We start from the raw sequence: 23,697 nt of genomic DNA, 5'->3' as shown, positions 1-23,697 counted from the left end.
ATGTCAACAATCGCAAAACGTTTTTACAAAAATCGGGTGGCGCTTAATGTACTGGCTAATAGCATTGAAAACGCAAAAGACATTTTTACAGCAGCAGAGGGCTTTGTTGTTGTAGGCGTTCTGTCAAAAAACTATCCAACAGTTGAAGAAGCAGTGACTGCAATGAAACAGTATGGTCAGGAAATTGATGACGCAGTATCGATCGGCCTTGGCGCAGGCGACAATCGCCAGGCGGCAGTTGTTGCAGAAATTGCGAAGGAGTATGCGGGCAGCCACATTAATCAAGTATTCCCTTCCGTTGGTTCAACACGAGCTAATCTTGGAGAAAAAGAGAGCTGGATTAATAGTTTAGTTTCTCCTACGGGGCGCGTTGGCTATGTCAACATTGCAACAGGTCCGCTTAGTGCTGCTCAGGAAAAGCAAGCAATTGTACCAATCGAGACAGCCATTGCCCTGGTGCAGGATATGGGCGGCAATGCATTAAAGTATTTTCCAATGAAAGGATTAAGCACGGAGGATGAATTTCGAGCTGTCGCAGAGGCGTGCGGGAAAGCCGGTTTTGCGCTAGAGCCAACAGGAGGAATTGACAAAGAAAACTTTGAGAGAATTTTAGCCATCGCACTAGAAGCAAATGTTCCTCAAGTTATCCCTCATGTCTATTCATCTATTATTGATAAAGAATCCGGGGATACTAAGGGGGAAGACGTAAGAGAGCTTCTGGAGACGACAAAACGTTTGGTCGATCAATATGAGTAAAAAGATTGCGGCTTTCGGGGAAGTAATGATGCGGCTGCAGGTACCAGGCTATGAGCTGCTTTCACAGGCAAACACGCTGCATTATTCTTTTTCAGGAACAGGCGTTAACGTGGTTTCAGCCATGACAAATTACGGTCATGAAGGCTATCTCGTATCTGCATTGCCAAAAAATGCTGTAGGGGATGCAGCGGCGACCTATTTAAAAAAATTAGGGATCTTCCAGTCGTACATCGTTCGAAGAGGAAATTATCTTGGGCAGTATTTTTTAGAGACAGGTTTTGGTATAAGGCAAAGCCGGGTTACCTATTCCAACCGGCTTGAAAGCAGCTTTAATACAGCCTCTGAAGATACGTATAACTTCAGCAAAATTGCTAAAGAAGTAGACATTGTTCACTTTTGTGGCATTACTCTGGCAATGAATGAAACGACCTTAAGTAATACACGAAGATTTGCACATGCTGTTAAAGAAAGTGGCGGGCTAATCGTGTTTGATTGCAACTACCGGCCTTCTTTATGGGGAGAGGGAGGCTATAAAAAAGCGAAACCTTTTTATGATGAGCTTCTCGGACTTTCGGAAATTGTCCTGATGAATGAAAAAGATGCTATGTATGTGCTTGGGTTGAAAACGGAGAAAAGCAGCCGCATGGACCAGTTGACAGAGCTGATACCGCTGGTTGCAAAAAAATACTCTATCCCGGTCATTGCCGGCACTCACCGAACGATCAACGAAAACCAAACGCATTCTTTGCAGGGCTACCTTTATAAAAATAATAAATTCACATTTTCTGATACTCTCACCTTTTCAGTCTATGACCGGATTGGAGCGGGAGATGCATTTACAAGCGGGATTATACACGGGGAAGCTGAAGGATTTACAGAACAAAAAACGATTGATTTTGCCGTAACGGCGGGGATGCTAAAGCATACGACGTTAGGAGACACACCGGTTTTATCGGAGTCGGATATTCTCCGGGCGATCTCTATGAAAGGGGGAGACATTAGACGATGATGAGCATTTCAAAACGAAAAGGTCCTCTTTATTTGCAAATCAAAAACATTCTAAAAGACCGGATTACGCATGGTGTTTATGCGTTAGGAGAAAATATTCCACCGGAGCCGCAATTGGAAAAGGAATTCGATGTAAGTAAAATCACTATCCGTAATGCCATCTCAGAGCTTGTGCAGGAAGGCTATTTGGAGAAAAAAAGTGGCAAAGGCACCAAAGTGATTCGCAACATGGTTATCTCAAAGGTATCAAAAGGGAAGCGGTTTACGGAAATTCTGGTTGGATCAGGACACAAGATTTATAAGCAGTTAATCGAGGCAGAGGTTGTCTTTAATAAAGAGGACACGGAACAATACGAGCTATTCGGTAAACAATGTCTGCGTATTGAACGGCTTTATCATTTCAATGAGGTGCCATACATTCACTTCACGCATTATTTAACGACACGTATGGAGGAAATGGACCTTGAGGATTTAGACAAGCAGTCTTTATATGGGCTTGTAGAAGAGGCAGGGATTTCACTAGAAAACTTCCGTGATGAATTCGCGGCTGTCATAGCACCCTCTGAGATTACAAAAATTTTAGCAATGGAAGCTGACACACCAGTATTAAAGCGAATGCGCTACGCCTATGATGAAGCGGGAAACATCATCGAAAACAGTATTGGCTACTACAATACGGAAATGCAGCACTACGTGGTCAATTACGATATTTAACGTATTAAATTATCGGAACATTGCGCTTTTTAAAAGAATAAGAAGTACAAAAAACAGATAGATGCAGGTTAACAACTAAAGGGGGATCATCATGGTTGAAAATCAATGGGTATATATTTCTGTTTTCATTACTGTCACAGTGTTAATGATTTTGGTCGGGGTTTGGGCAGCAAAAAAAGTAAAGAGCGGGGACGACTTCCTGATGGGTGGCCGTAATTTACCTCTGCCTTTATTAATTGGTACGACGGTTGCGACATTAGTAGGTACGGGATCGAGTATGGGGGCAGTCGGATTTGCTTACACGAATGGCTGGGCTGGAGCTTTATATGGATTAGGCGGCTCAATTGGTATTTTTGCTCTTTTGTTTCTATTTGCAAATGTCCGTAAGTACAACTTCACAACTTTTTCAGAAGAGCTTGGTTTTTACTTTGGGGAAAGTAAATTATTCAGAGGCGTTACGGCAATTCTCTTGTATTTGGCGGCAGTCGGCTGGCTTGGTGCTCATATCATGGGGGGCAGCCTGTACTTATCCTGGATTACAGGATTGGATTTATCCACAGCAAAACTGATTACAGCTTTAGGGTTTGCAGTCTACACTCTTATTGGAGGTTATTTAGCGGTTGTTTATACTGACACGATCCAAGGGTTCATTTTGTTCTCCGGTTTCGTTTTACTCGCTGTTCTTTCGCTTGTCGAAGTCGGCGGTTATGAAACGATGTCAACACAAATTCCATCAGAAATGGTTTCCTTCCTTGGTATCGATGTGATGGGTATTCTCCCAGCCGTTTCAATGATTGTCGTTATTGCAATTGGGGTACTAGCAGCGCCATCGTACCGTCATCGAATTTATACGAGTAAAAACACGTTTACATTAAAAAAAGCATTAGTGATTTCAGGTCTTCTTTTTGCAGCATTCTCCATTTTCCCTTCTATTATTGGTATGGCGACGCAAATCCTGAACCCGGAGCTTGAGGCGGGGTATGCATTCCCTTACTTAGCAACGGAAGTGTTTCCATTATGGGTTGGTGCGATCATATTAACGGCTGGTCTCAGTGCTACGATGTCTTCCGGCAGCTCTGACTTCATTGCTGGTGTTACGATCCTTGTAACGGATGTTTATCAGATCGTTTTCGGAAAGTCCGTACCTAAAGAAAAGCTAAAAACGTATTCCCGAATTGCACTTCTTTTGACCCTGACTTTGGCATTTGTCGGAACCATGGGTGCTACGAATATTATCGATTACATAACGAACTTTATTTCAACCATTATGGCAGGACTCTTCGCCGCATCAGTTTTAGGAAAGTTCTGGCCAAAAGCAACGTGGCAGGGCGGACTGGCTTCCCTGCTAGGCGGATCCATTACTTCATTTATTGTTCTGAATACTCCTTCATTGCTGGAAACGTTCGGAAATCCTGTTATTCCCGCTTTAACAGTAGCTTTCCTGGCAGGAATCATCATCAGCCTGATCACCCCGGGAAGTATCGTAACAGAAGAAGAAGCATTGAGGAAACTAGAAGAAACCAGACAGCAAGAGGCCGCAAGCGCAGCGGAAGTAAAGGCAGAGCTTACAAAATAATAAGTAGTGAGCAGAAGGAGCACATGGGCATGTGCTCCTTCTTTTTAATAGTAAAAAATCGGGTGGTGCCAGGCACTTGTCGAAGGCACTCTTCGATTAGTCGATACCTTTAGTAAAAGTTCGACAAAAATCGGGTGATGACAGGCACTTGTCTAACAAAGGTTGTTCCTATTTATTGAGGTATTGGTTGAAAAAACATAAAAGTCTTTAAATTAGGATAAATTTGATTTTGGTTGTTATACTGTAAGAGGATAGTGAATAAATTGGCATAAGTCGTAGACAATAATTAGTAGTAATATATACTAAATTCTACTTGTGATAAGAAATTGACAATGATAACTTGAATGATATAATTTACATACCAAATATAACAACTGGATTTGAGGGTGACGAAAAGCTATGAATATACCCCTGTATGAGCAAATTTATAATTCAATACTTGAGCAAATAAAAGAAGGATTCTTAAAAAAAGGCGATCGTGTTTTATCTGAAATAGAATTAGCTGAGAAATTTAATGTAAGCCGTATTACTTCGAAAAAGGCGTTAGACAAGCTCGCCCAAAATAATATTATTGAAAGAATTAGGGGGAAGGGCTCATTTGTTGCGCAGGATCATCCAACGGTAAATCAAGCTGATATATCAAAGCCTTATAACACTTCTAATAGTAAGTTAATCGCATTGATCGTTCCTGGATTTTCAGACTCTTTCGGTTCGAAACTTGTAGGAATGATTGAGGAAACATGTTCGCAAAATAATTGCAACCTGATTATTCGATTTACACGAGGGGATGTCATAGAAGAAGAAAATGCGATAAAAAGCCTTGTGGATTATGGAGTGGACGGTCTCATTATTCACCCGGTTCATGGTGAAAATTATAACGTAGAATTATTGAAGCTGGTGTTAGAGAATTTTCCGTTAATTCTAATTGACCGCTACCTGAAAGGGATACCTGCAAGTTCCGTGAGTACTGATAATCAAAGGGCAAGTGAGTGCTTAACTAATTACTTGTTCGATCTGGGGCATGCTGAAATTGGATTTTTATCTTCTTCTCCCGACGGCACATCTACCATTGAAGAGAGGGTAAAAGGTTTTAATCTTGCGTACTCTAAAAGGGGATTAATTTTAAATCCGAGTTTTCACATAAATCATCTTATATCCAACTTACCTCAAAATCATAATAGAGAATCACTGGATAAGGACTATGCAGCAGTAAAACAATTTATCCTTGATCATCCTACTGTCACCGGTTTTAATGTCTGTGAATATGACTTAGCGCTAATTCTATTAAAAGTGATAAAAGATCTGGGGAAAAATATCCCTGAAGATTATTCAATTGTTTGCTTTGACTCACCGGAAAACCTTTTAAACAGGCCCGTCTTTACTCATATACGTCAAAATGAGTTTGATATGGCCAAGATAGCGGTACAACATTTATTGCAGCTGATTCAAGGGGAACAAATACCAAAACATACTATGGTTGATTTCACCTTAGAGGAAGGTGAATCTACGATGGGTCTGATTTCAACTCAATTAAATGAATGTTGATTTAAAACAATCCTTCAATGTGAGGATTGTTTTTTATTTTTCTTTTTTTGTCCGGAATGAGAGATGTGCTTGAATCTAATCGAAGCAACAAAAAATAATTTAATAATTCAGTTTAATTTTAAAAAACATATTGACTTATAAAATATATGAAGTTAATCTACTAATATATTAATAAGTATATCAAGTGTAAGTTGTTATACTAAGTTAATAATATGTCTTATATTTTTTTATTGTTTTATGTAAGTGCTTTATTTTTAGATCATGTATTCATTTTAGGGGAGCTAGACCAACTATTAAAAAGGGGGATTAACATGATTAAAAGTAAAAAAATGATGATGAAGTTAGGGATGGTTTCTGTTTTAACATTATCCACGGTTATGGCCGGCTGTTCGTCTGATTCTGGATCTGGTGCAACAGAAGATGGGAAAACAACTGTAACATTTTGGCATTCGCTGACTGATTCTACTGGTGATGCTGCTGAAGCCGTTATTAAGGCATTTGAAGAACAAAATCCCGATATCAAAATTAACTCTGTTTATACTGCTAATCAAGGCGAAGGACAAAATGAAAAACTTCTTACAGCTGTATCAGGGGGAAATCCGCCTGATGTCGCTTATTTTGACAGATTTGAAATAGGTTCGTGGGCTGCTCAAGGATCATTAGAGGATTTATCAGCACTTGCTGAAGAGAGTGGCATTAATGAAGAAACGTATTATCCTTTTGCATGGGAAGAAGCAAGCTATGACGGTAATTTATACGGATTGCCGATTTCAACTGACTCAAGACTTGTTTATTTTAATGTAGACCATTTCGAAGAAGTAGGATTGGATCCTGAAAATCCTCCGCGAACAATTGCTGAATTAGAAGATGCAGCAGATAAATTAACGATTAAGGATGGCAATCGTTTTGAAAGAATTGGATTTATTCCTTGGTTTGGACAAGGCTGGTTATACGGATGGGGCTGGTCCTTTGGAGGAGAATTCTTTGATCCTGAAACAAATATGGTTACCGCAAATGATCCTAAAATTGTAGAAGCCTTGCAATGGATGACTGATTTTGGACAGAAATATAATGTTGAAGACATTGCTGGTTTCACGGATTCCCAAGGTGATGGCGCGATGGATCCTTTCTTAACAAGCCAGTTAAGTATGAAGGTCAGCGGGCCGTGGGAAGTATCAGCAATTAATAAATTCAAGCCTGATTTGAATTATGGCGTTTTTCCTATTCCGACGCCTACTGGAGAAGATCATACAACCTGGTCGGGTGGTTGGTCTGTCGTTATACCAAAAGGTGCGAAAAATAAAGATGCTGCCTGGGAATTCATGAAGTTCTTTGGTGGAGAAGAGGGCCAGAAGATTTTTAGTGAGATTGCGAGAGATTTCTCTGTTATCGATTCTGTGAATGAAGAGCTTGGCTATAAAGATGATCCTATTCTCGGTGAATTCGTTGAAATATTGCCAGTATCAAACAATAGACCTGTTATGACCCAAGGCTCTTTATATTGGAATGAATTGGCGAGTGCTGTGGAAAATGCTACACGAGGAATTGTGACACCACAAGAGGCATTAGACAATGTGACTGAAAAAGTAAACAAAGAGCTGAAGTAATCAATTGAAAGGGAGAGGTTTTTTCTCTCCCTTTTATAAAAGAAAGGAGAGAAACTATTGAGTGAGAATGCTCAAAAGATAGAGCCGGCCAATAATTCAGAACCGCCATATGAAAGACAATTAAAATTAGTCCCAGCAAAAAAGAAATCTTTTTGGAGTAAAAATAAGCACGGGATATTATTCGCTTCACCTTGGATATTAGGCTTATTAATTTTTTATGCCATCCCGTTATTTTCTTCTATTTACTTTAGCTTTACCACCTATAGTATCCTGCAGCCGGGAGAGTTTGTTGGATTGCAGAATTATAAAGACTTATTTACGGATTCACTATTTTGGAAATCTGTCTATAACACAGTATATTTTGCCGTATTTTTTGTTCCTTTAAGTATTATTTTTGGTGTGGCACTTGCCATGATGTTGAACATGAACGTAAAAGGGATGGGGATTTACCGTACCATCTTTTTCCTGCCAACCCTTGTTCCGCATGTAGCCCTTGCCGTTTTGTGGATGTGGTTATTAAACCCGGGCTTTGGTCTGGTTAACGGCCTTCTTAGTACTATTGGTATTGACGGTCCAGCGTGGCTCGGAAGTGTAACGTGGTCTAAGCCTTCCTTAATTATGATGTCCTTATGGGGAATTGGACAGGCTGTGATTATTTATCTCGCAGGATTAGGTGATATTCCGGAAGATTACTATGATGCAGCAAAGGTTGATGGGGCAAACTGGTATCAAAAGATGCGCCATATCACCCTGCCTCTTTTAACACCAGTGATCTTTTTCAATCTGGTTATGGGGATTATCGCAGCGTTTCAACAGTTTACTTTGCCTTATACCCTGACTCAAGGGCAGGGAACGCCGGCTAATTCGTTAAGTTTTTATGTTATGTATTTATACGACAATGGCTTTAAATTCTTTAAAATGGGCTACGCATCTGCAATGGCCTGGATTTTATTTGTGATCATCATGGCACTTACTGCACTGGTGTTTATCACATCTAAACGCTGGGTTCATTATCAAGGGAAATAAGGAGGGAAACGATGGATAGCACAACGAAAAAGAAGGTTAGCCGATATTCAGCACATATAGTTTTAATTGTTGCATCATTTTTCTTTTTAATTCCATTTCTGTGGATGGTTTCGACATCTTTAAAGCCATTAACTCAAGTTTTTACATTTCCGCCTGAATGGATTCCAAGACCATTTATGTGGAGCAATTACACTGATGCAATGGAGTACATACCATTTTTCACTTACCTAAGAAATACCATTGTCATTACGGTTTTAAGCACACTCGGCGCCGTTATTTCATGTCCGCTTGTTGCCTATAGCTTTGCTAAGCTAAGGTGGCCTGGGAGAAATATTCTTTTTATCATCACAATTGGGGTAATGATGATTCCCGGTCAGGTTACGATGATCCCCTTGTTTTTATTGTTTGAAAAGTTCGGGATGGTTGGAACACCTTACCCATTAATTATCCCCGCATTCTTTGGTGTACCGTTTTATATCTTCCTGCTAAGGCAGTTTTTTATGGGGTTACCTGACAGTTTAAGAGAAGCTGCACGAATTGATGGAGCTGGAGAGTTTAGAATTTATTGGCAGATTATGCTGCCTTTAGCTAAGCCGGCGGTTTTAGCTGTTGGGTTATTTCAATTTATGGCAAGCTGGACCGATTTCATTGGACCATTACTCTATTTAACTGATTCACTTCAGTACACATTATCACTTGGCTTACAGCAATTCCAAAGTCAACGGGGCTCAGAATGGGGTCTGATGATGGCTGTGTCAACGATGATGACGTTACCGATTATCGTTCTGTTTTTCTTATTACAAAAAACATTTATTCGAGGTATTACATTCAGTGGAATTAAATAATTTGAAATTAGGTTGATGGAGGTATGATGATGGACAGGAAAATAGGGATGAGATTGTCCCCCAGTATAGGGAATGAAGGTATAGAAGCTGTAGCAGAATGGGCTTCGGGTGTAGGAATAGACGTCATTGACGTTCCATATTACAACCAGGAGATCAAATCTGTCTTAGAAATAGCGGGACTTGAGGTTGGATCGATCGACGGCATAGGAGCAGTAGGACAAACAAACCTCTTAAGCTCTGATGAGAAAATCCGATCTGAGGCAGTGTCTGCTTTAAAAAATCAAATTACAGAGGTAGCTGAACTCGGCGGTAAGGTCATCTTTATGTGCCTAGTTCCAGATGACCTTAATATGTCACGCAAGGATGCTTTTGAGATATGGAGAAAGTCATTTCCTTCTATCGTTGAGCATGCTGAGAACCATGATGTTTATATCGCACTTGAAGGCTGGCCTGGGCCATCGCCGCAAAACCCAACATTAGGCTGTACACCAGAAATGCTCAGAGCGATGTTTAAGGTTATTCCGTCGAAGCATTTTGGCATTAATTATGATCCCTCTCATTTAGTTAGGCTCGGAATCGATTATCTGAGATTTTTAGATGAATTCAAAGACAGAATTAATTACTGCCATGGAAAAGATACGCAAGTACTGCAGAAGGAATTATATGAAAGCGGGGTTATTTCATCCACCTTTGATTCGAAATACTTGTTTTCTGAAGGCTCCTGGCGTTATACCATACCGGGCAAAGGTGATGTGGACTGGGCAGAGGTTGCAGTGCGTTTAGAAAAAACAGGGTACCAGGGACCTGTCAGTATTGAACTGGAGGATCATTATTATTGGGGTTCCTTAGAGGCAGAACGTAAGGGAATCATGGAAGCTAAAGAACATCTTGAAGCTCATTTTAAAAATAAGGCAATAGTGGGGGAATAATATATGTCAAGAAAAATTAAAATAGCGATTATCGGCTGCGGAGGTATTGCGAAAGGAAAGCATATGCCAAGTTTATCTAAAATTAACCATGTTGAGCTTGTGGCATTTTGTGATGTCATCCTTGAAAGAGCTGAAAAAGCAGCAGCTGATTACGGGGTTCAGGATGCTAAAGTCTATCAAAACTATAGAGAGCTGCTTCAGGATGAAACGATTGAAGTGGTGCATGTCTTAACACCTAATGAATCCCATGCTGAGATCACTGTTGCAGCTCTTGATTCAGGCAAGCATGTAATGTGTGAAAAACCAATGGCTAAATCTGCAGAGGAAGCTGCCCAAATGGTTGAAGCGGCTAAACGTTCTGGTAAGAAACTAACCATTGGATACAATAATCGCTTCCGGCCGGATAGCCAGCACTTAAAGAAAATTTGTGAAAATGGTGATCTTGGAGAGGTTTACTTTGCTAAAGCTCATGCCATTCGCCGTCGTGCAGTTCCTACCTGGGGAGTGTTTCTTGATGAGGAAAAACAAGGAGGAGGCCCATTAATAGATATTGGTACACATGCGCTTGATTTAACATTATGGCTTATGGACAATTACAAACCAAAAACGGTAATGGGTTCTGCCTATCATAAATTAAGTCAGAAAAAAGATGCAGCCAATGCATGGGGACCTTGGGATCCGGAGAAGTTTACTGTTGAAGATTCTGCCTTCGCGTTCATCGTCATGGAAAACGGAGCAACCATTACTTTAGAGGCGAGCTGGGCACTTAATTCTCTGGAGGTTGACGAAGCAAAATGCTCGTTAAGTGGAACAGAGGGCGGAGCGGATATGAAAGATGGTCTGAGAATAAATGGTGAGAACTTTGGCAAGCTCTACACGACAAACGTTGAACTCGGTGCTGGTGGTGTAGCATTTTTTGATGGCAAGACAGAATCAGATGCAGATCTGGAGGCCAGATTATGGATTGATACTCTTCTTCATGATACAGACCCAATCGTCAAACCGGAACAGGCATTGGTAGTAACAAAAATTATTGAAGCGATTTATGAATCTGCAAAAACAGGAAATGCGGTCCATTTCGAGGAACAGCCTGAGTTCAGCTCTCCGAAATTACTGCTGTAAGGAATGATTTTTAAACAGCGTTTAAATGACTTGGAGTGAATAGATTCCAGGTCATTTTTTATCTACTAAGTGAGTACTAAACAATGGGTCAAAAGCTTGATGAGAAAGGAGTCCAGTACAAATGATTGATACAAAAAAAGTTCCACAGTCGTTTCAAAGCATTATTAATAAAGTAAGAGAAGTGTACAGAGAAGACGAAGAAGTTCAAAAGCTATTTGAAAACTGTTTTTTAAATACGTATCAGACAACATTAAAGCAGGATAATGAAGGAACTTTTGTGATCACGGGGGATATACCGGCTATGTGGCTCCGTGATTCATCCGCACAAGTCAGGCCTTATTTGATTCTTGCAAAGGAGGATTCTGAAGTTGCCGGGATGCTAAAACAGGTCATAAACCGACAATGGAAATATATTTTAATGGATCCCTATGCCAATGCTTTTAATCAGACCGCCTCAAAACAGGGGCATCAGTTAGATCGCACTGAAATGAACCCTTGGATTTGGGAAAGAAAATATGAAGTAGATTCATTATGTTACCCCATCCAATTAACCTACCTTTACTGGAAAGCGACAAACGATGATACCGTTCTAAATGATGAGTTTAAAAAAGTATTGGAAACGATTCATGATGTGTGGAAGGTGGAGCAGGATCATGAGGAGGAATCCTCCTATCTTTTTGAACGAGACAATTGCAGTGTGTCAGATACTTTACTGAGAAATGGCAAAGGAGGATATTCAGTTAAAACAGGCATGACCTGGTCCGGATTCCGTCCAAGTGATGATGCGTGCTTATACGGCTATTTACTACCTGCGAATATGTTTGCGGTAGTGACATTAGGCTACGCAGAAGAAATGCTAACAGAAATGGGGGAAACGACACTTGCGGGTCAGGTGGCTGAGCTTGCAGCAGAAATAAAAAACGGTATTGAAACGTATGGAAAAATTCAGCACCCCGTATTTGGCGAGATGTACGTGTACGAAACAGATGGCAATGGTCAGGTAAACTTAATGGACGATGCCAATGTTCCAAGTCTTCTTTCTATTCCTTACTTAGGCTACACGGACATGACTGATCAAACCTATATCAATACCCGAAATTTTATTCTGAGCCGGCATAATCCCTATTACTATGAAGGTGTATCAGCAGAAGGAATAGGAAGTCCGCACACACCGGATCACTATATTTGGCCTATCTCACTAGCCATCCAGGGAATGACTGCCACATCAACAGAAGAAAAGGCAAGGATACTCGATCTATTTAAAAGAACACACGGATCTACCTATTATATGCATGAAGGGTTCAACGCGGATCGTCCGGAGGAATTTACGCGCCCTTGGTTTGCCTGGGCTAACTCTATGTTCAGTGAATTTATTTTAAGTGAAATTGGTATGTATGTCCCCGGCAGTCCGTTGGGGCGGCGCTAACAAAAAGTCTTTAGAGGAGGTCTTCTATGTTTTATCGAATCGAGAAGCTCGAAAAAAGAATAAATGAATTAGATCGACTGCGTTACCGGGAGCTTGAGCATATTGACTATTTTAAGATGTATCATCCTAAAAATGGTGAAGAAAACCTTTTGCCTTCAAGTTATTCAGAAAATAAAATGAATGTTAACGACACCTGGTCAGGCAGAGATAAATACCTTTGGCTAAATAGCGCTCTTTCAATTCCTAAGGAGTGGAAAGGCAAAAAGGTTGTTCTTTTTTTAGATTTGGGACGAACTGGACCTGGAAATAACTCTGGATTTGAATCTCTTTTATATGTAGATCAAAAACCCTTTCAGGGAGTAGATTCAAACCATCGGGAAGTCATCTTACCTCAGAATATCAATGGTGAGGTTGATATCTCCCTGCAAGTCTGGTCCGGGCTGGAGGGCGGCGGTGTGCCTGCTGAACAGTTCTATCGATTAAAGGAAGCGTGGATTGCCTTTTTAGATGAGAAAGCGGATGAATTGTTCTTTAAATCAAAAGCTCTACTCGACTCTATAAAAAAGCAGGATCTCAATGATCCGAATCAGTCGATTGTCTTATCCAGCCTTAATCGGTCACTTGACCTAATAGACTGGTCTTCTCCAAGGAGTGATGGTTTTTACGATTCTCTGTATAGCGCATTGTATAATCTCACTAGTGAAATAGAAAAATTGCCAAAACATGCGGACGTTTCGGTACATACAATTGGTCATTCCCATATTGATCTTGCCTGGCTATGGAGAACGAAGCATACGAAGGAAAAAGCGAAGCGAACCTTTTCGACCGTCCTGAGATTGATGGAGCTTTACCCGGATTATACGTATTTGCAAAGTCAGCCTCAGCTGTACGAGTGGATAAAAGAAGAAGATCCGGACTTGTTTGAAGCGATTAAGCAAAAGGTGAAAGACGGTCAATGGGAAGTTGAAGGGTCGATGTGGGTGGAGGCAGATTGCAATATTCCTTCAGGTGAATCATTCGTTCGTCAGCTGTTATACGGAAAGCAGTTTTTCGAAAAAGAGTTTAATCAAAAAAACCGGACACTGTGGCTTCCTGACGTATTCGGCTACAGCTGGTCACTTCCGCAAATCCTTCGTAAATCTGGTATTAGTACATTTATGACGACAAAAATAAGCTGGAACCAGTATAACCGTATGCCTCATGACACATTTAAATGGAGAGGAATTGACGGATCTGAGGTTTTAACTCATTTTATTACAACCCCAGAGCCGGGAAGAGCGGAAGATTCATGGTTTTATACGTATAATGGGTTAATTACGGCTGAAACAGTAAAAGGGATCTGGGAGAATTATAGGGATAAAGAGCTTAATAAAGATCTTCTTTTAGCCTATGGATATGGCGACGGGGGAGGCGGTGTAAACCGGGAAATGATCGAAATGAAACGTCAGCTTGATACGATCCCAAGTATGCCTGCGGTTAAATCTACCAAAGTAAAAGAGTTTTTTAAAAAGCTGCACAAAAACATTCAGGACTCAACTGAGTACATTCACACCTGGGATGGGGAGCTTTACCTGGAGTACCATAGGGGAACCTATACGAGCCAGGCAAAGATGAAAGAAATGAACCGGAAGCTAGAATATGCGTATCGTGAAGCAGAGTGGCTATCAACGTGGAATGGTGCATTAAGTGACTGGAAAGACTATCCTTCTGACTTAATTAAAAAAGGATGGAAGCTGGTTTTACTTAATCAGTTTCACGATATAATCCCAGGTTCTTCTATTACAGAGGTTTATGTTGACGCACTTGAAGATTATCAAGCTGCAGCATCCATGAAAGATGAAATCGTTTCGTCTCAGGAAAATCAGCTGATTGAAGTAAAAGAAGCAAGCTGGTCTTATTCTCATCCTCATCAGTATCATTCACCGCTGCTTTTGACAGTACCGGAAGACAAGAATTCGAAAGCGAAGGGATTTAAGCTGGAGGATAAAGAATTGGTTAGTCAAACCCTTCCTAATGGAGATCATCTTGTTTTAATTGAACAAGCAAAACCATTTTCGTATCAATCGATCGTTGAAACAGAGGACGCACATCAAAATGTGAAGCCTATGAGTGAAATCAATCTAAAGGAACGAACCTGGAATACACCACATTACACAATTGAGTGGAATGAAAATGGTCAGCTGACAAGCATTTATGATAAAAATGAGCAGCGGGAAATCATTGCTTCAGGAAAAGCAGGAAATGTATTTAAATTGTACGAAGATAAACCTTTAGCTCATGACGCTTGGGACATTGATCTGTTCTATCATGAGAAATCGATGTCCATTGATTCATTGGATGAGTGTACCATCCTTGAAAATGGACCTATTAGAACCACATTAAACTTTGTCTGGCGTTCTCCACAGGTTGAGATAAACCAGCAGATTCATAGCTATACTCATTCTAAACGTATTGATTTTAATACACATGTGGAATGGACAGCCCGTCAAAAACTTCTTAAGGTTGAATTTCCTGTTGATATCCGAACAACAGAAGCCATATACGATATTCAATTTGGCAATGTTAAACGGCCGAACCATTGGAATACTTCCTGGGATCAGGCAAGATTTGAATCAGTTGGTCATAAATGGGCGGCCCTTGCCGAGCCATATTATGGAGTCAGTTTAATGAATAACAGTAAATACGGGTACTCAATTAAAGAGAATATCCTTGCCCTTTCCTTATTAAAAGGACCCATTTTCCCAGATCCTTTAGCTGATATTGGTTCTCATGAATTCGTGTATTCCATTTATCCTTTTACTGGACAGACAAACAAACAAGATGTAGAAAGAGAAGCTACTTACCTTAATTCTCCGGCAAGAGTTATTCAGGGTAGTGTGAAAAAGGAATACCAGCAGTCACTATTTTCTGTTTCCAGTGACCAGGTTATCCTTGATACGATTAAAAAGGCAGAAGAAGGAGAGTCTGTTATCGTACGATTCCACGAGATGGAAGGTTCGCGAATCACTGCAGCCGTTACTAGCGCGTTAAACGTAAAGCGCTGGAGAGAAGTGAATTTAATGGAGGAGGATGAAAAAGGGACAGAATTTTCGGAGGAGGCAATAAGTCTGGCGTTTACTCCTTATGAAATTAAGACTATTCAAATTGAGATAGATAGGTAAGGTCGAGGGAAGGATTTTATTTTCCATTCTGGGCAAAGAATGAGCTCTGCCGAATAGACATCGGCAGAGCTCAATTTATAGAATGAATGCCGATTAATTAGTAAATCTCCCAAACCCCGCAAACTTTTCCTGCCAATAGGCATTATCAAGGTCGGTGATGTGGACACCCTCGCCATCATTCGTATGAATAAATTGATTGTTTCCAAGATAGATCCCTACATGAGAGATCCCGACTTTATACGTATTTTCAAAGAAAACTAAATCTCCTGCTTGTGGTGAACTGACGTTAGCGGTAAGCGCATGTTGGCCTTCTGCTGTTGTTCTGCCGAATGGTAAGCCTGCCTGCTTGAATACATAATAGATAAACCCGCTGCAATCAAACCCATCAGGTGTCGACCCGCCCCATACATACGGAATTCCCATCTGCTCTTTTGCGATAGTAATGACGGTTTGAACGGATACTGAGGTGGCAGGTGTTTCTGAAGCTGGAGCTGCCGCTGGTGCAGGAGTGGTCAATTCTCCTGAGACCGCTAATTCCTGTCCCGGTAAAATAAGTGTCCCGGAGAGTTGGTTGACTTCCATTAGTTTATCTACTGTCATCGAGTGATTCGTTGCAATGGAATATAGAGTGTCTCCAGACTTCACTGTATAAATGATTTGGCTGGGAGCTGCTTGATCCTCCATTGGTGCATCGCTTGAACGAACCCCTTCTGCATTCGTAATTCCTTCTGCCTGAGACGCAAACCCCGCAAACAATGAAACTGTAAGAATCGTCATAATGACGCCTGCTCTTTTCATCTTAACTCCTCCTAAGATTAACGAGTTAAGATTAGTATGGACAGAGTTTTGGATTTTTAACGGTTGGGTGAGGGGGAGAGGTTGTGGGTTTGAGGATTAAAAGAGTTTACTTAATTAACAGAGTGCCTGTCATCCCCCCGGTTTATGTCGAATGCTATCGACAGAAATCGGTAAGTGACAGGCACTTCTTATCAAGTCTACCTGATATTTTTCTTAAGGTTGGACGGGGTTCTATTGGGGCGGGGCTGCCCTACACTTCGGGTGTTTGTTGCCTGTTTTACTGAGTTTGTGATTTGATGGATTACTTCACCTACATCCTGGACTGATTCCATTAGAGGGTCGACTGTCCGCATTTTATGCTTGGCATCGACTGTGACCTGATTGGCAGTGTTGATCAGTTTGCTGGATTCTTGCGTCAGGCCATGTACCGCATTTCTCACCTCATCAAGTGTCCTGTTGGTTTCACCAAGCGTTACCATCCCTTTTTGCAGCAATCTAATTACAAAAACAACCAGCCAAATAAAGGCGATAGCGATGGCGGCAACACTGGATTCTATAATCATAAAAGAAACCTTCCTTCTTTTAGTTTTATGTACAAGTCTATTTTATGTACAAGCCTATTAGATATTCCTTGCATATTGCCATGGTTAGGTCCTTTCTTTTAAGCCGTTCGTTATCAATGTTCATAAAAAACGAAAACTGCTTTCCGTTATTGCCGGAAAGCAGTTCTTTACTACAATATGATTACTTCTCAATTAATTCTAATTTTTACGCCCCCATTTTTAGAGGAGATGATTGTGTTTATAGGAATATCGCTATCACGTGTAAAGACGTCTGTGTTTGCAGGAAGGTCTTCAACAGGTGCTTTCCATACAGTATCTGCAGGTCCAATGGATTCGCTCTGAAGAGTCTGTTTAGGTGGGAAAACCACAGTCTGCTTAACTTTATCCGTTACACTATGAACCACTTCGCCTACATCCTGGGCAGATTCTAGCAATGGATCCAAGAGATTAATTTTACTATGGATATCATTAGTTGTCTGTTCGATGGAATTGATCAACCTTTTTGAATCAGTTGTCAGGCTGTTAAGACTATTTTTCACTTCCTCGATGGTAAGTTGAGTGGTCCCTAGGGTTTGGATTAATTTAGCAGTCAAACAAACAAAAGCAGCAGAAGCACTGGCGACGCTGATCTTAATAATCAAAAAGCTTCACCTTCCCTTCACATTATTTTATGTGTCCGCTGTAGGCTATATTCCACAATTCCACATAGCAGGCACTTGCCTTTCTTTCCATAGTCCAGAAGAATTTGAGGTTTTATAGGGAAGTAAGCGTCTCTTTAATCTATTATTCTTTTTGAAGTGCCTGGCTCCACCCGATGTCACTCCTCGGATCCCTGTCGAAAGCATTTTGACAGGGATCGGGGAGTGACAGGCACTTTGAATGATAGAAGGCGGAAAAAGTCCATATAATAAATAATTTACTTATACCAGCGGATGTTATTTTGGAATCGTTCGTGTTTTAGAGGGCTGGAAATGAGGAAATTTTGGAAGGGAAAAGCCTCTAATTCTCATAAATTGAGCAAATTATTTGAAAATTAAAAGTAAAGACGTTACGATGCTACTTAATTCCATATATACATAGGAGGTAATGTGCAAGATGCCAAAGACATACCATTTTCCCGAGGATCAGGTTCATTATGCGTGGGCGAAGGATCCAGAGCCTGTAATGACAATCCAGAGTGGAGACACTGTTGTTTATAGCACGCGGGAGGTTGCGGATAACCAGTTTTCGATTGAATCTAAAACAGAAGACATCGCCAATTTAGATTGGGACAGAGTGTACCCGCTGGCTGGGCCAGTTGCCATTGAAGGAGCGGAGCCAGGTGATACGTTAGAGGTAGAAATCGTTGACTTAAAGACTGGCAGCTGGGGTTGGGCAGCCATTTTACCTGGACTGGGTCTGCTTCCTGACGATTTTCCGGATGCTTATTTGCGAACCTTTGATTTGTCAGATGGGGAATTTATTCATTTCTCTGACCGAATCAAAGTCCCAATCGAACCGTTTTTAGGCACGATGGGTGTGTCTCCAGTGGATGCGAGTGGACAGGCTATTATGCCGCCTGGCTCGTTTGGCGGAAATATGGATACGCGCCAATTAACGATCGGAACGAAGCTGTATTTACCTGTGCAGGTGAAGGGGGCTCTTTTCAGCTGCGGTGATGCCCATGCTGCCCAGGGTGATGGCGAGGTTTGTGTGACAGCGCTTGAGTGCCCGATGCATGCGACATTGAAATTCCGAGTAATTAAAGGGAAATCCATCCCCGCTCCGCAGTTTCAAACTCAGGGAGAATTGACGCCAAAAGTGAATCACAAAGGCTTTTACGGAACCACCGGCGTTGGGCCGGACCTCTTCAAAGCTTCCCAGGACGCAATAAAAGCCATGGTTGTTCATCTATCTGAAGAATACGGACTGGAGCCAAAGGATGCTTATATTCTTTCTAGCTTGTGTGTGGATTTGAAGATTTCTGAAATTGTAGATGCAGGGGAGTATGTGGTGAGTGCGGTGTTTCCGCTTGGGGTTGTGGTGGAGTGATTTATTTTAAAAACGTGAGAAGGATCGACTTCTCACGTTTTTTTGTGGGGAAAAAGTGATGCTAACAATAACAAGCCATCAACAAATTCCCATCCGGATCTTTAAAATTAAACCAGTGTCCGTTCTCTATTTCGGTGACGATTTCAATATTTTTGTCCTGAAGAAATTGATAAGCCTTCTGTATATCATCTGTGTTGAAATGGAAAGCGGGATTTTTATACACTGCATCCTTGTCGTAGATATTGCTGTCAAGAACGAGGTTCAATCCGTTGTTATCAAAAGGGATGCAGCACAAGTGACCAGCGATAATTTCGTATTCAGGCTCTAAGCCAAGCAGGGAACAGTACCATTCCCTGGCGTTTTCGATGCTGCTGACCGGAATGAAGATGGCTCCGGCTTTGGTTGAAATGATGCTCATTTAGTGTCCTCCTTGATATTTTATCTACTAATAATTTCAAGAAAAAACACTGTTATTCCTGCTTCATTTTTTTAAAAAGTCTCAGAGTTTTTCATCCACCAAAGCTCCCTGTTTTACATAATCAATTATTTTCTCAGCCTCTATTCTGACGCGATTTCTTCCTTCTTCCGTAAGGTGCCAGCGGTCTATTTTAGTAAGCTGATCCTTTGAGGGGCAGAGAGTGAACTCGATCCAGGATGGCATATAGGTTTTCATGGTGAGGTGGAGCCTTTTTATGTGGTAGGGAGAGGTGACGATGAGAATTCTTCTGATATGTTGAATATAAAATGCCCGATTTAGAACCAGGAGGGAGGCCAAAACATTTTCGAGCGTGTTATGTGACAGGCCTTCTGTGAGAATGTCCTTTTCTGGTACGCCAAGTTTTATCGCTTCTTTTTTAAGCGTGATGGATTCTGAGTAGGGGGTTCCTTTCCAAACGACGCCCCCTGACACAAGGATTTTTCCTGCACGTCCCTGCTTGTAGAGCTCTACGGCTTTTGGCAAGCGGGAGGTGGCAGCCATACTGCTCCCTGCAACAAAAATGCAGTCCCCTGACTTTTGATCGTCCTCTATTCCTTCATATAAAAGTTTATTCATTTGTGAAAGGGTAAGGCTGGCTTTATCTAATTCGGAAATATACATAGTTCACCTCTTGGATAGGGGATTGGTTATTTATTATCATATAAGGATTGGAAGGAAAACAGAAGGGAAGATTTCCATGTTGGAGGGAAAAAAGTGGAAGTGGTGTGAAGAAGAGAGTATGCGTGAAAACATGCACATACTCCTTTATCACTTAAAAAGATGGGTCAACCAGGATGTCGCATTGCTTTAATCGTATGGACATAGCAGAGCTGTGATGTTCTAGCAAACTGGCTTTGCGCTGTGCTGTATGAGCACTTAGCGGTTATGGTCAGTCCGTTATGTAGATCGAAATTTGCTTGTTTTGAATACTCTGGATGAGGTTTTATGGCTTTAATGTGGTCCAGAAAAATCCATGCGTTAAGCAGATTTTTATGGGAATGGGTTGGGAATGCATATATATGGTTGAACGGGTCTATGATGAGAGGGATTTTATTGCGAATGCCCAACGTATATTTTGCTGCTTCCAATCGTCCGCTCATCTTGCTTCCGCCGCGGAGACAGGCTTCCTCTAACAACTCCTTCATGGTTCGATTCGAATAGTACGTTCCTTGGATGTCATGAATAATGGTCTGGTGCGTCATATGCTCAGCCGGCAGTAATGCAAAAGTCGTTTTTCTTACATAATAGTCATTATCTAGTAAATAAGTCATCAATCATCCTCCTTCTTTTTTCCTATTATACGACATAAAAATCCAAATAAAAACAATAAATTAGAAAATTTTGAATAATTATAGTGTTTTCTCCTAAGGAAAATTGAAAAATCGGGTTAGGTGGAGGGGGAATTGTGGATAAGTCTGAGCGAGTGGAATGCGTGGTGCCTGTCACTCCCCGGTTTTTGTCGATTGAGGATGCGGGGAGAAATCGAGTGGTGCCTGTGACTTGTCGAGGGCATTCGACAAGTCACAGGCACCGTTTTAAAAAAATCTATAATAACTGGGAGGACTGGAGCTTTGTTAGGGCTCCCTTTTTCCATTTCTTCACTGCGGATACACTGACGCTTTCATGCTCTGCGATTTGTGCAACGCTCAGGTCGTGTTCGAAGGTGAGCCAGAACCATTTTTGCTGAGCAGGTGTGAGAAGGTTGGCGTAGAATTGCAGGGTTTCTTTTCGTAAGGCTTGATCTGGTGCTGCATGCTGACGCATTTCCCAAAATTCCTCTGAACGTACAATTTCTCGTTCCTTTCGCTTGTTATCGGTTCTCATATAGGTGAGCATTCCGCCTTTGATAGACTGATAGGCGTAAGGGGCGAATTCGCCCTGCGTTGGATCGAATTTCTCCCAGGCACGCCACAGGGAAAGCATTCCTTCCTGGATAAACAGATCATGGTCCTGTCTGATATTCAGCTTTTTAATCATATGATAAATCATTGGTTCAAACTGTACATAAACCTCTTCAAACGTATTCATTTTCCTGCTCCAATAAGGAGGCGCGCCTGCCGGTTATTCTCGAGTAGTGTAAGTGTAATGTGTAGGTTCGACGGGGGCGAATGATGGTTTAGGGGAAACGCAGCTTATTTGAGGGTGTTTTACCCGGAATCGTTACGCGCAGGGGAGAAATGGATGGGGTTGGAGAGGGAATGGATGGAAGTTTGGATGGAGCATTCGGGTGGTGCCTGTCACTTGTCGAATCCATTCGACAAGTGACAGGCACTTCACGAAGGCACTTCACAAAAGGCCCTCCACGAATTTCTAATCCCTGATTACCGAAACCTTTTTTGCTTATATTCGTATTAGATAAGTAAGAAAGCGGGTGAGAGGGATGCATAAAGCGAAGGTATTGTTAATTGTATTAGCAGGTTTGTTTTTGTTTTTTCCTGTTCAGGCGCTTGCGGTGGAGTATGAAATAGATGAAACAGTGATTAATGCTTATTTGACTGAAGATGGAGATGTGAATGTCAGCGAAAGGCATGTCTACACATTTGAAGATGAGTTTAATGGAATAATGAGAGAATTGAGGCCAAAATCAAATGCAGCAATTGAAAATGTAGAAGCAACTGAAGGTGATCAGCCGTTAAAGGTCGAACAGGATGGCGATCTTTATCGCATTTATCGTTCAGGTGATGATGAAACGATTGAGGTAGAGCTTACTTATACCATTACAGGCGGACTTGAAGTTTATGAGGATATGGTTCAGTTTTATTGGCCGTTTTTTGACCGCTCCAATGAATCAACGTATGAAAAATTGACGATTTCATTATTTCCTCCAGCAGAAACTGACGATGTGATCGCGTTTGGCTATGATGAGGCATTTGAAACAGAGGAAATTGGTGAAGATGGCTCGGTGGTGTTTGAGTTTGGCACAGTGCCTGATGGAAAAAATGGTGATGTGCGTGCTGCCTGGAATGCTGAGATTTTTGCAATGGCGCCGACTGAAAAGGGTGAATTGCGAGAGGATTTACTTAGTGAACAGCAAAAGGGGATTGAGGAAGGAATTTTATTTACTGAGCGGCGCGAGTTAATCTCCACAATTGGAATAGCGGTTATGGCTGTTTTAGCGTTATTGCTGACATGGGTCATCCTTCGAGGCGTGACTAATGCAAAACGATTACGCGAAAATGCTGCACATGAAATAGGAGATGACCGGCGAATTCCTCCTGAGAGAATGACATTGGCAGCAACAATTTCGTATCTAAAAACTTTTTTGCCAAGAGAAGTTATACCTGCCTCCCTACTGGATTTAGTTCGAAAAGGAAATGTTGTCCAACTGGATGATCAAACCTATAAAGTAGTTCAACGGGAAGGCCTCAAAACGCATGAAGAAATTTTGATTGAGTGGTTATTTGAAGAAATTGGGGACAGCGGTGAGCTTCATTTAGAGCAATTAGAGGCTTACACTAAAAATGAAAAGAACCATGAAACGTATCAAAAATATGATGCTGAATGGCAGACGTCGATTAAACAAGAAATTAAGGAAAACGTGTTGTATCAGGATAAAGTAAACCACCGTGTGAAAATTGGGCTGACTTCCCTTGTGCTTATTCCATTGTTTGTCTTGTTTCCATTATTTGATCTGCTTCCACATTTATTCTTCTCCATTCTATTGGCAGGAGGTCTCATAACCTATGCCGTGGCGTATTCGCCTCGTACAGAAAAAGGCCATCTGATCTTTATGGAGTGGAACGGGTTCAACAACCAGTACGCTGACGTTTCAGAGAGTGAATGGGAAGACTGGACGGAAGATGAAAAAATGCGATCGTATTTGTATAGCTTCGGAACAAATGATAAAAAATTGAAAGATAAAAATGATCGATTTGTCAGCACATTTGAAATGAAGAATGGCTACGGATCAACCGCTGCAGTGGCTGCACCATTGGACGTCCACATGCTTGCCCTATATTCAGTGACAGCAGGAGCAAGCTTTCACACGGCAAATGAAACCGTGTCATCATCCTCATCATCGGGCTCTTCCATTTCTACTTCAGGTGGTGGAGGTGGAGTTGGAGGAGGCGGCGGTGGATCGGGGGCGTTTTAATTCGATCAACGTGATAAAT

At 41.4% G+C, this 23,697-nt stretch carries 21 protein-coding genes; 14 read left to right on the top strand and 7 right to left on the bottom strand.

The window, feature by feature from the left end:
• The 12 genes from dagF (at window position 1) to C4B60_RS12785 (ending at window position 15,715) form a co-directional block, all read left to right on the top strand.
• Complete coding sequence (dagF, locus tag C4B60_RS12840) at window positions 1-756, top strand: 2-dehydro-3-deoxy-phosphogluconate aldolase (protein ID WP_104058402.1); 756 nt, start codon at window positions 1-3, stop codon at window positions 754-756.
• Window positions 749-1,765: a sugar kinase gene (locus tag C4B60_RS12835; RefSeq protein ID WP_104058401.1), complete on the top strand. Its 1,017-nt coding sequence runs from the start codon at window positions 749-751 to the stop codon at window positions 1,763-1,765. The genes dagF and C4B60_RS12835 overlap by 8 nt, the downstream gene beginning before the upstream one ends.
• On the top strand, window positions 1,765-2,478 hold the full coding sequence (locus tag C4B60_RS12830; RefSeq protein ID WP_104058475.1) for a GntR family transcriptional regulator: 714 nt from the start codon (window positions 1,765-1,767) through the stop codon (window positions 2,476-2,478). The genes C4B60_RS12835 and C4B60_RS12830 overlap by 1 nt, the downstream gene beginning before the upstream one ends.
• A gap of 91 nt (window positions 2,479-2,569) precedes the next feature.
• Window positions 2,570-4,054, top strand: coding sequence for a sodium:solute symporter family protein (locus C4B60_RS12825; RefSeq protein ID WP_104058400.1), 1,485 nt, complete (start codon window positions 2,570-2,572; stop codon window positions 4,052-4,054).
• Window positions 4,055-4,453: 399 nt separating this feature from the next.
• Complete coding sequence (locus tag C4B60_RS12820; protein WP_104058399.1) at window positions 4,454-5,599, top strand: GntR family transcriptional regulator; 1,146 nt, start codon at window positions 4,454-4,456, stop codon at window positions 5,597-5,599.
• 311 nt (window positions 5,600-5,910) lie between these two features.
• On the top strand, window positions 5,911-7,206 hold the full coding sequence (locus tag C4B60_RS12815; protein ID WP_245153969.1) for an ABC transporter substrate-binding protein: 1,296 nt from the start codon (window positions 5,911-5,913) through the stop codon (window positions 7,204-7,206).
• A gap of 174 nt (window positions 7,207-7,380) precedes the next feature.
• On the top strand, window positions 7,381-8,232 hold the full coding sequence (locus C4B60_RS12810) for a carbohydrate ABC transporter permease (protein WP_425331165.1): 852 nt from the start codon (window positions 7,381-7,383) through the stop codon (window positions 8,230-8,232).
• 11 nt (window positions 8,233-8,243) lie between these two features.
• The gene (locus tag C4B60_RS12805; RefSeq protein WP_104058398.1) at window positions 8,244-9,077 is read left to right on the top strand and encodes a carbohydrate ABC transporter permease; all 834 of its coding nucleotides are present in this window, start codon (window positions 8,244-8,246) and stop codon (window positions 9,075-9,077) included.
• A 29-nt stretch (window positions 9,078-9,106) separates the two neighbouring features.
• Entirely contained in the window at window positions 9,107-10,006 is a 900-nt protein-coding gene (locus tag C4B60_RS12800; protein ID WP_104058397.1) for a sugar phosphate isomerase/epimerase family protein, read from the top strand.
• 3 nt (window positions 10,007-10,009) lie between these two features.
• Window positions 10,010-11,128 (top strand): Gfo/Idh/MocA family protein, encoded by a 1,119-nt coding sequence (locus tag C4B60_RS12795; protein WP_104058396.1) that lies wholly within the window; start codon window positions 10,010-10,012, stop codon window positions 11,126-11,128.
• 121 nt (window positions 11,129-11,249) lie between these two features.
• Window positions 11,250-12,554, top strand: coding sequence for a glycoside hydrolase family 125 protein (locus tag C4B60_RS12790; protein WP_104058395.1), 1,305 nt, complete (start codon window positions 11,250-11,252; stop codon window positions 12,552-12,554).
• A 26-nt stretch (window positions 12,555-12,580) separates the two neighbouring features.
• A complete protein-coding gene (locus C4B60_RS12785) occupies window positions 12,581-15,715 on the top strand; it encodes an alpha-mannosidase (RefSeq protein WP_104058394.1) in 3,135 nt (1,044 codons plus the stop codon).
• A 93-nt stretch (window positions 15,716-15,808) separates the two neighbouring features.
• Here C4B60_RS12785 and C4B60_RS12780 read toward each other — a convergent pair whose 3' ends face one another.
• The 3 genes from C4B60_RS12780 to C4B60_RS12770 all read right to left on the bottom strand — a co-directional run bounded on the left by C4B60_RS12780 (window position 15,809) and on the right by C4B60_RS12770 (window position 17,717).
• Window positions 15,809-16,513, bottom strand: a complete 705-nt coding sequence (locus C4B60_RS12780) for an NlpC/P60 family protein (protein WP_104058393.1) — start codon at window positions 16,511-16,513, stop codon at window positions 15,809-15,811.
• 197 nt (window positions 16,514-16,710) lie between these two features.
• Entirely contained in the window at window positions 16,711-17,076 is a 366-nt protein-coding gene (locus tag C4B60_RS12775) for a DUF948 domain-containing protein (protein ID WP_104058392.1), read from the bottom strand.
• Between the two features lie 188 nt (window positions 17,077-17,264).
• The gene (locus C4B60_RS12770) at window positions 17,265-17,717 is read right to left on the bottom strand and encodes a DUF948 domain-containing protein (protein WP_104058391.1); all 453 of its coding nucleotides are present in this window, start codon (window positions 17,715-17,717) and stop codon (window positions 17,265-17,267) included.
• Window positions 17,718-18,171: 454 nt separating this feature from the next.
• On the opposite strand from C4B60_RS12770, the gene C4B60_RS12765 reads away from it, so the two are divergent.
• Window positions 18,172-19,107 carry an acetamidase/formamidase family protein gene (locus C4B60_RS12765; protein ID WP_104058390.1) on the top strand — a complete coding sequence of 312 codons (936 nt, stop codon included), beginning with the start codon at window positions 18,172-18,174 and terminating at the stop codon, window positions 19,105-19,107.
• Window positions 19,108-19,168: 61 nt separating this feature from the next.
• Here C4B60_RS12765 and C4B60_RS12760 read toward each other — a convergent pair whose 3' ends face one another.
• The 4 genes from C4B60_RS12760 to C4B60_RS12745 form a co-directional block, all read right to left on the bottom strand.
• On the bottom strand, window positions 19,169-19,525 hold the full coding sequence (locus tag C4B60_RS12760; RefSeq protein ID WP_104058389.1) for a VOC family protein: 357 nt from the start codon (window positions 19,523-19,525) through the stop codon (window positions 19,169-19,171).
• 81 nt (window positions 19,526-19,606) lie between these two features.
• The gene (locus tag C4B60_RS12755; protein WP_104058388.1) at window positions 19,607-20,206 is read right to left on the bottom strand and encodes a YdcF family protein; all 600 of its coding nucleotides are present in this window, start codon (window positions 20,204-20,206) and stop codon (window positions 19,607-19,609) included.
• Window positions 20,207-20,370: 164 nt separating this feature from the next.
• Window positions 20,371-20,856, bottom strand: coding sequence for a competence protein ComK (locus C4B60_RS12750; RefSeq protein WP_104058387.1), 486 nt, complete (start codon window positions 20,854-20,856; stop codon window positions 20,371-20,373).
• 274 nt (window positions 20,857-21,130) lie between these two features.
• Window positions 21,131-21,613, bottom strand: coding sequence for a sigma-70 family RNA polymerase sigma factor (locus tag C4B60_RS12745; protein ID WP_104058386.1), 483 nt, complete (start codon window positions 21,611-21,613; stop codon window positions 21,131-21,133).
• 352 nt (window positions 21,614-21,965) lie between these two features.
• Here C4B60_RS12745 and C4B60_RS12740 point away from each other — a divergent pair, with 352 nt between their 5' ends.
• Complete coding sequence (locus C4B60_RS12740) at window positions 21,966-23,678, top strand: DUF2207 domain-containing protein (protein WP_104058385.1); 1,713 nt, start codon at window positions 21,966-21,968, stop codon at window positions 23,676-23,678.
• The last annotated feature ends 19 nt before the right edge of the window (window positions 23,679-23,697 follow it).

The sequence above is a fragment of the Jeotgalibacillus proteolyticus genome (assembly GCF_002926065.1).
GTDB classification, from domain to species: domain Bacteria; phylum Bacillota; class Bacilli; order Bacillales; family Jeotgalibacillaceae; genus Jeotgalibacillus; species Jeotgalibacillus proteolyticus.
Note: the sequence above shows the minus strand (reverse complement) of the source record. Positions and strands in the feature narration are given on the sequence as shown.